The organism is Cardinium endosymbiont of Culicoides punctatus, from assembly GCF_004354815.1.
Classification (GTDB): Bacteria; Bacteroidota; Bacteroidia; order Cytophagales; family Amoebophilaceae; genus Cardinium.
On record NZ_QWJI01000002.1, the window covers coordinates 1 to 13,192 of the forward strand.

Genomic DNA, 13,192 nt, shown 5'->3' on the forward strand with positions numbered 1-13,192 from the left:
AGCCGTTTTTTATCAAATATAGTGGAAAATCCTCAATGTCAGTCTTTTATCCCATCATATATTTGTACCACCACCAAATATTTATATTTAACAATCAGTTTTTTTTTACAAAATTCAAAAAAGGCACCTGGGGAGTTATAAAGAATCAACGTAATTTTTATGCCTTGGGACAAAACTAGCGGAATGTGGGATAAAACCTATGTAAAATAGAAAAGTACATAGTCGGCCCTGAAGTATTCACCATATGGTTGATTTTCAATTACATATTCACATATAAATTTGTTTATAAAACAAGGAAAAATTAACCCATTTTGCATATTTTATTTGTAACAAAAATTTTTGTGCATGATCATTAATTTGAGAAATTAAATTGATTTTAAGTCATATTATATATAAAATGATAAAACATAACAATGAGTCATTGGAGCAATTTACTTGACCTGTTTGTGCTTGAAAGGTATTATCATCAATTTGCAAGGTTTCTGTACAAAACATAGCAAAAACTTGTTATTTTTTAGTGCAAAAATACCATTTTTAAATCTGATAACCAATGTAATAAATAATACTTCAGGGCCGACTACTTATAGCAATGAATGACCGAACGGTCTCTATCGTTAGGAATAGGTATTATTCACTACCACAAGTTTACATCTATATCTTTTATTTTCAAAATAAAAGATATAGGGTTGGACAACTTGAGAATGGCTAAAAAACAGAAATATAAGTGCTATCGAAAATTTCTCTATGCATTGGTTAGCTAAAAACAAGATTAGTTAGTATTTTAGATTGATTCAGTTTATGCGTAACGCCTTTATAAATACCATAAAGGAAAAACAATTAAATGGATAAAAAAACTACTACTTACCTTGTGAAAGAAATAAAAAAGAACATTAAGGCATGGTGTATACGTTTAGCAACAACGCTTTTAGTTGCTATTCCTATATGTTTTATGACTGTTATAGGCCTATTGCATTTACCTGTAGTGCAGCAAAAATTACTTCATAGACTTTTAAATCAAATAAATAAAACGACACCATATAAAATCAAATGTGATAACATACAACTAACCTGGCTACAACACATTACCCTATCAGGCATAGAAGCAATAGATCCCCAACAACAACACCTTTTTCATGTTCATCAACTCCATTGCAAAATTAAACCCTTTAGTCTGCTTTTGCTTAAACCGGATATCGTGGACACATGTACCATATCTAATGGCAAATTCTTCTTAGAAGAAGATAGCAACCAAAACTTAAACATCATGTCCTTTTATACAAAGGTTATTTTTCCCTTTGTGCCAGAAACAGAAACTGATCTCTTTATCAGAAATATGCTTCTTAATAATATCTATATTGACTATTATAGCCAGGAGAGGCAACAACGTATTATAGTAGAAGATATACATCTCTCTGTAGAAAATTTTTGCTCTTCTACCAACTACAACAGTGGCAAAATAACTAATCTCTCTTATAAGGGTACTAGTGGTCTACCCCTTCCATTACAAAACCTAACTACACAGTTTGCCATTACCCCCAATAGCCTTGCGCTTAATGACTGTCAGCTTTTAACAAACCATAGTAGGCTACAAGGAGATTTTAAGCTCAGCAATAAAAATAAAATGGCTAAACTTTCAAATAAAAAAGAAGAGCTATTGTTCGAAGCAACGTTTAATGAAACAACTTTATCATCCATTGACCTTGCCCATTTCTTAAGTTCTTTTCAGGAAATCAACACATGTTACAAACTACATGGAGCGATGTCTGTAGCATCTGATTGTGTGATATGGGAGAACTGCAAGCTCTCCTTTGGAAATTTAGGCAGTTATGTGGAGACTACAGGTTGCTATAGAGGCAAAGACAAAAATACCATAAAGAACATTTCCGTTACAAATGGCCTACTGCATACCACAGATCTTTTACCCTATCTCGAAAAAGAGACTCTAATAATGCCCTATTTAAATAAACTGACCTATATACTATTCAATAATGCCCAACTAACTGGTAATGCCGAAAAAAATAATCTGACGGGACAGTTCTCCACAAATTTAGGCAATGTATCTACAAATCTTGCAATAGAATACTTTGATAAAGAAAAAGACTTAATGTACAATGGTAAAATAGAGCTAACAGATATAGCCATACATAAGATCTTGCCAAGTTTCCCTATATCATCTATTTCTGCGTTACTTCAGGTCAAAGGAAGGGGCTATGATATACATAGCAACACCTTTAGCATCCATACAGTTGCAGACCGAATGGAAATGACCAGTAGTACATATGATTATAAAAATATGACAACCTCCTGTAGCATAGATAACAGAATGATGACATTTCATTTAAATAGCAAAGATATACATGCTGATTTGGCCATAGAGGGAAGCTATAATTTTAAGCAACCAAATAACCTAAAAATAGATGGTATCATAAGAAAACTTCATTTAGAAAAAATTGCTTTAACCAACTATCCATTAAAGATTAGTACAAAATTTTCCTTAAATATGGATCATGTTTTTGACAAATTTCCAGTAGGGCAATGTACATTTGATCAGACAAAGATTAAAAAATCGAAAAACGAACTAATGGTAAAAGAGTTAAAAATAAATTCATTGTCATCTAGAACAGAAAATCTACTCACCCTGACCTCACCTCTAATCGACTGTAAACTAGAAGGGAAATTTACCATTAACAGTTTCATCAAGCATCTAACCCATTGGATCCATAAGATCAAAAATCAGGCAAATAACGAAAACATACCCGATTTAGTTAATGTACAATATACCATCCATTGCAAAAACATATCTCCTATATTGAATTGTTTTGCACAGAATATCTATGTATCTCCTGCTACTACATTAGTAGGTTATTTTATTTATGATAAAGAATACCATGGTTCCTTAAAAGTAACGAAGTCCTCAGATATTTATTTTAAAGCATTGAAGTTTGAGCAAGCAAAGGTTGATTTAACGATTCATCACGCAACGAATGAAAAGCTTCGATCTGTGCAATTAAACTGTACTTCAGAAAAGCAAAACTGGCATAAAAAGATTGAAACAGCTATGCTTTCCTTGCAGCTTGAGGTCAGCAAAAATATGTTTTTTATTTCAAATAAATTAACAATACCAGCATATGAAAGCTCCCTTTTTGTAGAAGGTTCAGGATCTTTTACACAAGATAGTATAAAAATTGACTTATTACCATCTAACTTAACAGTGAAAGATCAGGTGTGGAGCATACAAACACAAAGATCTAGTTTTGTTTCTAAAAAAGAGGTCGCCATTGGAGACCTATTTATAACAGATGGACAAGGAACGATTCATATTGGAGGAAAACTTAGCGAATCGAGCAAGGACAATGCGCTATATGGTAAGATACATGACATTCCTATTCATTATCTTTCAGAAGTAATTAAAGGACCATGTCAAGGCACTATAGATGCTACATTAGCAGTCCACCATATAAAAAATATACTTACTACAACAGGCAACATACATGTAAAAGAATGTAAGGTTAAAGATCAATCAATAGGTGATTTTACTGCAAAAGTATACTGGAATGAATTAGAAAACAAACTAGCTCTAGAAGGGAAATTAGTGCATAAAGGACATACACCATTAGAAGCACACGGTTACTACACGCTGGGTGGGGGAAAAAACAATCTATCGCTTACTACTACATTAAACCAAATGGAACTTGATTTAGTTAATCCTTTTGTTATATCTATTTTTTCAGAAATAAAAGGAAAACTAACTGGTAAGTTTCAGTTGACAGGGAATCATTTGCACAAACTTGAGTTAAATGGAAAGGGTAACGTAGATAAAGGACAACTCAAAATAGATTTTTGGAATACACTTTATCAAATAAATGGTACAATAGAAGCAAAAAAAAACATCTTACACATTCATTCATTACAGTTGCATGATAGCCAATCAGGTTATGCCAACTTGTGTGGAACGCTTGAGTTAGTCAATGGATTTCCTTTGTCACTTTCTGGGAAAGTATCAACGCTACATCTGTTAAATACAACGCAAATACATAATGCTGATTTTTATGGCAATTTATATGGCAGTGGGACACTACAAATACAAGGGCCTATTCGCAACCTAGTATTTAAAGCTAAGGCAACAACCGACAAGGGTGATTTTAGCATTATTACATCCAATAAGGATCAGATCGATAATACAACACAACTGGTTCGGTTTGTTTATAAACAACCAAATAATAGCAAAGAAAATGATACATCCACGGATACCAAAGAAGAAAATAAAGATAAGCTATCTATAAAATTATTACTTAATTTAACTATTTTACCAACCGTAAAAACTACGGTTTTATTTGGCTCTTACAATAGTAAGGACATGATTAAAGGAAGAGGCGTAGGAAATATTCAGCTAGAGATAGGAACTGATCGTAAACCCTACCTAATAGGTGACTATATTTTTAAAAAAGGCAGTTGCGCTATTTCTGTTTACAATTTAATTCAGAAAAATTTCACCATCATACCCAATAGCCAAGTAACCTTTAGTGGTTATCCACAAGAAGGCATTGCGCACATTCGGGCATCCTATACACAGATGGCATCTATAACGGAACTATGTCCTAAAAGCAATGATAAGCGACCTATTCCAGCAGAAATTTCTCTTTATGCAAGTGGCTCTTTAGGGAATCCACATATTACTTATAGTGTTTCTTTCCCAGTAAAGAGCATCGATTCTGAATTAAATAATGCATTGGAAGAATGCACATCAAAAGCATTATTGGATAAGAATTATCGTGGCAAACAGATTTTAAGCCTATTAATGGCTAAAAAAGTGTATAATACAAAAGAGATTAATGGGTGGGATGCACTAAGCAATAGTATAAATGACCTATTGTCTCAACAAATACAAGATTTAGTCTCAAAAATAGACCGAAATCTAGAAATAGAAACAGATTTAGGTATTGCTCAATGGAACAAAAGAAATCTAAATCTGCTAGAAAAAACTAAAATAAAAGTTAGTTATATGCTTCTAGGACGGAATCTTAGGCTTTCAACTGCACTTGGTCAATCTTCCAATCTAATAAATGATTGGGAAATTGCCTATCTATTTTCAAAGATGAATAATATGACTGCTAAGCTTTATCAGCATCCACTAGAAAGTGGATTTTCAACACTTAGTCTCTCTGGAATCAGTCTTACTTACACCAAAAGATTTCGATAATCTTAGATACAGCAAGAAAATATGTTTTTTTAAAGCCCCAGGAGCCCCTTTATACATATCGTTATTAACGGTCAGTAGCTTGGATTGTTACGTTAAAACCAGTGCTGTCTAGTTTTTGCCATTACAAACGTACTATGACTTGTATAAGACCATTCTGCTTATTTTGAGTGGATAAAGAACTGCGCGTGCTTTTCGGTTTAGCTATTTGATGTAAATCACTAACAGCATAAACCAACCCATACTTTAACGCTAAATGAAACCATGAAATCGGCTTCCAACATACTAAAAAACTAGTAGCTATGCCATTTCCATAATAGGGAGTAAACCGTGTTCCGCCATATAATGGACCTGGCTCATGAAAATAGAGTCGAGTAGTATAATCTTCTGCCTTAAAACCAGTTATCTTCCACGATAATTGCCATTTTTTGACCTTCCACTTTTGCCTAGAAGATGCTGCATATCCATGATATGTTTGATTTGAATAAGCATGATACACATATTGGGCTTCTATATTTGTGCGCCAAGCAGGGGTAATTTGGTGATCAACCTTACATTTAATGCTGTTTTTTATAGCTTTATCTTTATTGTCTTGGATCGTTTTATTTTGTTTGAATTTCGAATTTGCTTTAGGGCCCTCTTTAAATCTCTGTTGAATGGTAAATAAAGTCTTTCGGTTAAAGACATAACAAGAACGTGTTGTGAAATGATTACCACTTCCTACTATGGAACTCCTGGTTTTAGGATGTAAAACAGCAAAAGTATGCCAATCAGCTACTATTTGCCAACTTGGGCAAGGGGTTAGTTTAACAATCGCATTCAATCCTTTTTTATTTGCGTTATCTGTAGCATGTACGGACCCCCCGTAGGGGCTATAAAACCCTGTTCCATAATAATATATGGAAGAAGAAAAATCTACATAACGAGAAAGACTTATCAAAATGCCTTGAATTACTGCATGTTTACCTTGTTTATTTTTAGTAGCTGGATCAGAAAAGTTGATGCCATATTCTCCAAATAAGATTATATTCTTCCATAAGAAACGATAAAATAAACTGGTAGCTAAGGCACATTGCCCTTGCAATAAGTATGGAACAGCATAATTTTCCTCCGTAAGAATGGGAACATCATAATAATTATACATTATATTAATGCCTAGTTCTGTTTGATTTCTATTAGATTTTCTTAAAATGGTTGTTCCAACCACCTGCTCATGAACAGTCCCTTTTTTCTTTAAATTATTGTTTGTATCGTATTTACCAGTAGGATCTATATGTCTGGTATAGGGTTGACCATCTTCACCTATTGCTATTTTCGCATCCAAATTATTGGTTGCATAAAATGCAGTTAGCTCAATACCTCCTAAGACAGATGTAATAGCAAGGCCACGTAAACCTACACGTCTAATCCCTTTATAAGGACGAATGCCTGTGTTATGAGAACATATTATAGTATGCACATCTGAGCCTTTTGGAAGAAAATAACCACTACTTAATAATAAACCTTGCCCATAGCCAACTTGATAATCACCAATGACCATGCGCTTAAAGTATTTTTGGCCATCTAATTGAACAAAGACAGACCATAAGTTAAATCCATATCGATGTGTATCATGATCCCAGCAAAATGCTTCTCCCGCTTGTTTTCTAGCTGTAATGCCCCATGTCATATCATTGTTATACTTTAAGAAAGATTGGGCAATATACTTATCCAAGTTGCCCAATGGTGCACTATTTGACCGTTTCTGTGTAGACTGTTGATGAGTAGTGGATTGAATGGGTGTTTCATACCGAAAGAGAAAAAAGCTATTCCCTTGATTTAAAGCATGATTACTACCCTTTGATGGTGTGCCATAGTTTTCTACAACATAAACAAAAGGTACTAATAACGTTATAGTGGTTAAATCAAAACTGGGAATAGCTTGTATTCGTACAGAGCGTAAAGAGCGCCCGTATGAGCTATATGGTTAAAGTAATTTTTTATTTGATCCTCATATAATATTCCTAAACTAGATAGTTCTTCTTGAGATATATTATTTAAATCTAATGGAACAGCATAAGCATCTTGTAATGCTTCTCTAATAGATTCAAAATCTTGTTCTTCTGTAAAATTATGTCGTTGGTATATTTGTTCTATATAATCATCAAAAGAATGTAGGGCATTTACTATACAAGGGCAAAAAATTGCAATGATCTGTAATAAAAAGACACCATACTTGCGCATGTCTTAATAAATATGAAAGTAAAAAAAATATTAAGCTATATGGTTAGGTATCATGTTTTACCTATGTAGCATAGACAAGCTTTCTGGGTTATATTCTAAGTCTATTTTGGTTGCATTCAGGCTGCATAGTTAGAAGCTATATAAGATTAAAGCAGGGTACTTATCTTAATCATTGGTTTTTTTAAGAAAAAATGGCTCTATTACGTGACCTATCGTATAAAAACAGAGAAAGAGCTTATCGATAATGTGCAAAACTGAGTAGATAACTTATAATTATTTTATCTAATTCTAGATACCTTTACTCAGTTTGCACATTATACAATCCTTTACGGAACCCCTCATGATGCATAAACCAAACAGCCTGACATAGCTAACAATGGACACCTGCTATGTATAAAAGAATATTAATTTTGCCTATGCCCATTAACTAGAAGCCTTAATCTTAGCCATGAAAAATTTAGAAGGCTTAAAAGCTGGTATATAATGTTCCTCTACAACGATTGCTGTATTTGTACTGATGTTGCGTCCAATTTTCTTTGCACGTTTCTTCCTAAAAAAGCTACCAAATCCACTAAAGTGTACACGTTGGTCTGCTACAACAGAATCCTGAACTACGGATACTAACCCATCTATTATGATTCTAATGTCTTCTTTCTCAAGACCTGTTTTACGTGATATTGCTAATATTACTTCTGCTTTAGTCATAATTTGTAATTGAGTTTAAAACTATTATAATCTTTTATTCAACAAGAACCTTATTCTTTCTTAAAGTATGGTTTATCCTAGTAAGTTGCTAGAGATATAGATTATGTCTATTTTTTAACTAAACTAACTCATTCTACCATAATACTTCATTATCATGACATGAAGTTACGTGAGACAATTTGAAGTTGCAATTATTTTGGTAAATAATGATGATTATTTTGATAAATATAATTTTATGTATTAAATTTACATTTAGTAAAAAATATTTACAGCCATTAATATGAATGAACGGTCTGGTAGTTCAGTTGGTTAGAATGCCTGCCTGTCACGTAGGAGGTCGCGGGTTCGAGTCCCGTCCAGACCGCTTGTATAAAATTAGAAAAAGGAAAGGTTTATGTTCTAGTACAAGCGTAAAGTGCTTACATGATTTTTTACGTGTTGTGTAGCTTGTTCTGCTAGGGTACTTAGCTATTCGGTCTTTTAGAGAATAATACGATCAAACTGATTTTGAGAGAACATATGTTTGATTTGTATTGTTCTCTTTTTTTATATTTTCGTTTTTCTTATTGCTTGTCTTTTTTTCTGTTTTTTTATTCGTTTAGGATTTTTCTATGCTTCAAAGAGTACAATCTATATATTTAGCAGTAGTTTTTATATCTATAGCAGCCCTTATTAAGATTACTATATGGACAAAAACTTCTGTTGATGGTACTTGTTCTTTGTATCTTAATGCGTATGCTGTGATACATTCTTCTGGACAAAATACATTATTCCCTTATAATTCATCTCTTTTACTCATTCTTTTTATGCTTGTATTTTTGGTATATACTATCCTTAGACATGATAACAGAAAATTACAGCTTCAACTTACTACTATCATACATGCTGGGCTTATTACGCTTATGTTATTGCTCATTTTTTTTATACACAAGATGGATGGAGTATATTTCCCTAATGGGTTAAGTAACTATAAAATAGGTATTGCATTGCCTTTTATTGCTTTAGCAGCTAATTTGTTAGCACAACATCATATTAGGCATGATGAAAAGCTTGTTAATAATGATAACCTAAGATAGTTGAAATAGTGGTTTAACCTCCAAAGGAACAAGTTTAGTTTTCGGGTTTCTCAGATTTTTAGCCACATTTTTGATAACTATGTAAAATAGATTAATTTTGTTATATATACATTGGGATATAACTTTTTTAACATGGCTTAAAGTGCTAAATGATAACCATGACATGTAGCATGAATAACCTTGTATTTTTTACACGCTTACTAAATTTAATGATATGGTGTTCCTTACAAAGATTTATTTAGGACTCTTTTTTACTGTTGGCCTGTTCGTTTTTCTTCATTTTTTCCCAGTCGGATTGTGGATTACTGCGCGCTTTTCGGGGGTTAAAGTTGGACTATTTGAGTTGGTTTTTATGCGTATCCGAACGGTTCCTCCTAGAGTTATTGTAGATGCACTTATAGTGGCTACCAAAGCTGGACTTAAATTAACCACAACAGAAATTGAAACACACTATTTAGCTGGTGGAAATGTACCTTCTGTTATTAAAGCACTTATATCTGCAGATAAGGCAAATATAAGTCTTTCATTCAAACAGGCCACTGCCATTGACTTAGCCGGTAGAGATGTATTTGAAGCTGTGCAAATTTCTGTTAATCCCAAGGTAATCAATACGCCTTCTGTGTCTGCTGTTGCTATGGATGGAATTCAGCTTATTGCGCAAGCAAGGGTTACTGTTAGAGCCAATATCCAACAGCTGGTAGGTGGTGCCGGTGAAGAGACCATTTTAGCTCGGGTTGGTGAAGGTATTGTTACCAGCATTGGTTCTTCTGAGAGTCATAAAGAAGTACTAGCGAATCCCGATAAGATTTCACAACTGGTCCTTAATAGGGGCTTGGATGCGGGCACAGCGTTCCAAATACTCTCCATAGACATTGCAGATGTTAATGTAGGAGATAACATTGGTGCAAAACTTCAAATAGATCAGGCGAATGCCGATTTACGTGTTGCTGACGCCAAAGCTGAAGAAAAGCGCGCCATGGCAGTAGCTTTAGAGCAAGAAATGAAAGCCAAATCTGAAGAAGCCAGAGCTAAGGTTATTTTAGCTGAAGCAGAAGTGCCACAGGCATTGGCCTTTGCTTTAAGACAAGGACAGTTAGGTATCATGGATTACTACCGTATGCAAAATATTAAAGCAGATACGCAGATGCGTACAAGTGTAGCAGAAGATACACTACCTGAACAAGGACACTAATTTCATAAAGTTGTATTAGAGAAAAGTAAAGAAATGGCCATTCCAGCTATACAGGAAAAACAACTACTATGAAAATCGGTGTAATTTCAGATACACATGGATGGCTAGATCCCAAGGTTTTTGATCACTTTGCACCATGTGATGAAATATGGCATGCAGGAGACATTGGTGATCCAATAGTGCTAACAGCATTAAGCAAATTTAAAAAGGTTCGGGCTGTATATGGGAATATCGATGGCCAAGCAATAAGGAATAAATGTCCTGAAATCCAAAAATTTCAATGTGAACAAATTCTAGTATGGATGATCCATATAGCTGGCAATCCCCCCTTATACACACCACAAGTACGCACATTACTAGGTCAGGAGATTCCAGATATTTTAGTATGTGGCCACTCCCATATATTGAGGGTTATGCACGATAAAAAACACCCACCATTACTCTTTCTCAATCCGGGTGCTGCGGGAAAGCATGGGTTTCATCATATGCGCACCCTATTGCGTTTTGAAATTCAGGGTAAACATATTAACCATATGGAAGCCATAGAGTTAGGGGCTAGAGCCCAGCTTATATAAATCACTAACGATTGACATATGATACAACTTATAGATACACATGCACATATATACACAGATGATTTTCAATTAGAATTAAAAAAAATATTACAAAGGGCTCAAGAAAATTATGTGCATAAGATCTGTATGCCCAATATAGATGAAGAAACGATAACCAGCATGATGGATATAGCAACCATTTACCCCACATATTGTTTTCCGATGATGGGTATTCATCCCTGTCATATAACAAAAAATTTTACTCGACAACTATACCTGGTAGAAGGATGGCTACAGAAAGCTTCATTTGTAGCAATTGGAGAAATCGGTATAGACCTTTATCACGATACGAATTTGTCTATGGAGCAACAAGAGGCATTTAGCATACAACTCCGTTTAGCAAAAGCATATAAGCTACCTGTGGCCATTCATTGTAGGAATGCATTTAAAGAAGTATTGCAGATACTAGAAAAAGAGCAGGATGGAACTTTGAAAGGTGTTATGCATTGTTTTTCAGGAAATCTCACAGAGGCTGAAAGATGCATCGAGCTTGGTCTATATTTAGGTATTGGAGGAATTATTACCCTTCCTAAAAGTGGATTGGCAGAAACCATACGTACCATAGATCTTGCCCACTTGGTATTAGAAACAGATAGCCCATACCTAACTCCAGCGCCTTATCGTGGAAAACGCAATGAACCTGCCTACTTGCGTTACATTGCAGAAAAACTTGCAGAAATAAAGGGAGTAATATGCTCAGAAATTGCCTCTATAACCACTCAAAACGCAGAACGGCTTTTTGCGCTCAGCAAATAGCGCTTAGATGGTTGATATTTTTTTTTAAAAATCCATAATTATTTGAATTCAGTATAAAATTATTTTATATTGCTTAATGGATGCGAGGTAAGATCTATGTTTATTTTGAGGCTTTTGTATAAATAAGCGTATATATTAGGAGGGATAATGGCCAGCTTATTGTTAAGTTATCCCCGATAATTCCCTTATATTATAGCCTTCCTCGTTTTTAATTTTAGCATTTAAATGGTATATAAAATGGAAGAAAATATGAATCAAGAAGAAGACATAAATAAGTTAGAATATGAGGGGAAATTAGGTAAAATATTTAAATTAGGACTTATAAACTTATTTTTTCATATAATTACATTGGGGATCCATTCTTGTTGGGGATCGGCAAAAATGCGCCGGTATGTAATTGGTAAGTTTAAATTAGGTTCTTATAACCTGAAGTATACAGGAACGGGTGGTGAATTATTTAAAGGGTTTTTATTGACTCTTTTATTGACTTTTTTACTTTTCTTCTGCTACCAATTACTATTTGTAGGATTCGATAGCTTTATACTATGTAATAAGATTATGACCATATATATATATACAATGATGTTTGGTCATCTAAGTATGGATCAATTAAAAACAATAAATTCAGAGCTACTTTGTATAAGTACATTCATTATACTATTTTTGTCTTATGCGGACATACTTACCTATTTATCTTATCGTTACGTTTTTTCACGTATTACTTGGAAAGGAGCACGGATAACATTAGGGGGGTCTTGCTTTATATATGCAGGAAAAAGATTGCTATATAGGTTTTTGAATATCCTTTCTTTTGGATTCTTAATGCATAGATTTGATGTTGCATCATATGATTATGTTACAAAACATACCCAATATGGAGGCATACCATTTGTTTTTCACAAAGCTCCTATAGGTTCACTGAGACTTACCAATATTATTACAGGATTATTGTCTTTTTTTACATTTGGGTTATCTTATTTGTGGTACTGGGCAGCCTTGCGGCGACATACCTTGAACAATACAACTATAGGAAATCTGCAATTAAAAGTTACAGATACTGGTGGCGGATTTTTGATGATTATATTAAAAGATCTAATGACTGTACTATTAGCATGTATAGTATTTTGGGTCATAATGACATTGAATCATAGTTCTATAAGTTCTTTGCTAGCAGCAGTTAGTATATTTGTTTTATATCTATTAGCCATTGCATTTACTGTTGCTAATGTGATACAACGCCGGGTTGTTTATAGAGCAAAGCACACTTTTGTACTTGGGGATCTAGATGCTTTTCAGAAAATTCAAGCAGAGGCAGAAGAGTCGGGGAATGTAGTTCCACAAAAACAATCTTTTTTCGATACCGATTATGGTGTAGTTCCCCTTACAATGATCATATAGGCTTAGCTGGGATACCATACAGGGTATAAAT

The 13,192-nt window shown here is 33.9% G+C and carries 9 protein-coding genes and 1 tRNA gene; 7 read left to right on the plus strand and 3 right to left on the minus strand.

The genetic code is table 11. From position 1 onward, the window contains the following. Positions 1-841 precede the first annotated feature (841 nt). Complete coding sequence (locus tag CCPUN_RS00430; protein WP_133281624.1) at positions 842-5,200, plus strand: translocation/assembly module TamB domain-containing protein; 4,359 nt, start codon at positions 842-844, stop codon at positions 5,198-5,200. Between the two features lie 121 nt (positions 5,201-5,321). Here the strand turns inward: CCPUN_RS00430 and CCPUN_RS00435 are convergent, their stop codons facing one another. The 3 genes from CCPUN_RS00435 to CCPUN_RS00445 form a co-directional block, all read right to left on the minus strand. Then, entirely contained in the window at positions 5,322-6,911 is a 1,590-nt protein-coding gene (locus tag CCPUN_RS00435; RefSeq protein ID WP_133281625.1) for a hypothetical protein, read from the minus strand. A 185-nt stretch (positions 6,912-7,096) separates the two neighbouring features. After that, on the minus strand, positions 7,097-7,420 hold the full coding sequence (locus CCPUN_RS00440; RefSeq protein ID WP_133281626.1) for a hypothetical protein: 324 nt from the start codon (positions 7,418-7,420) through the stop codon (positions 7,097-7,099). Positions 7,421-7,843: 423 nt separating this feature from the next. Further along, positions 7,844-8,125 carry an HU family DNA-binding protein gene (locus CCPUN_RS00445; protein ID WP_133281627.1) on the minus strand — a complete coding sequence of 94 codons (282 nt, stop codon included), beginning with the start codon at positions 8,123-8,125 and terminating at the stop codon, positions 7,844-7,846. A 290-nt stretch (positions 8,126-8,415) separates the two neighbouring features. Here CCPUN_RS00445 and CCPUN_RS00450 point away from each other — a divergent pair. The 6 genes from CCPUN_RS00450 to CCPUN_RS00475 all read left to right on the plus strand — a co-directional run bounded on the left by CCPUN_RS00450 (position 8,416) and on the right by CCPUN_RS00475 (position 13,161). After that, positions 8,416-8,489, plus strand: a tRNA-Asp gene (locus CCPUN_RS00450). A gap of 247 nt (positions 8,490-8,736) precedes the next feature. Continuing rightward, positions 8,737-9,201 (plus strand): DUF4293 family protein, encoded by a 465-nt coding sequence (locus tag CCPUN_RS00455; RefSeq protein ID WP_133281628.1) that lies wholly within the window; start codon positions 8,737-8,739, stop codon positions 9,199-9,201. A gap of 214 nt (positions 9,202-9,415) precedes the next feature. Then, a complete protein-coding gene (gene floA / locus CCPUN_RS00460; protein WP_133281629.1) occupies positions 9,416-10,393 on the plus strand; it encodes a flotillin-like protein FloA in 978 nt (325 codons plus the stop codon). Between the two features lie 68 nt (positions 10,394-10,461). Beyond that, positions 10,462-10,968, plus strand: a complete 507-nt coding sequence (locus CCPUN_RS00465) for a metallophosphoesterase family protein (RefSeq protein ID WP_133281630.1) — start codon at positions 10,462-10,464, stop codon at positions 10,966-10,968. Between the two features lie 18 nt (positions 10,969-10,986). Further along, on the plus strand, positions 10,987-11,763 hold the full coding sequence (locus CCPUN_RS00470) for a TatD family hydrolase (protein WP_240034332.1): 777 nt from the start codon (positions 10,987-10,989) through the stop codon (positions 11,761-11,763). Positions 11,764-12,012: 249 nt separating this feature from the next. Then, positions 12,013-13,161, plus strand: coding sequence for a DUF898 family protein (locus CCPUN_RS00475; RefSeq protein ID WP_165941871.1), 1,149 nt, complete (start codon positions 12,013-12,015; stop codon positions 13,159-13,161). The last annotated feature ends 31 nt before the right edge of the window (positions 13,162-13,192 follow it).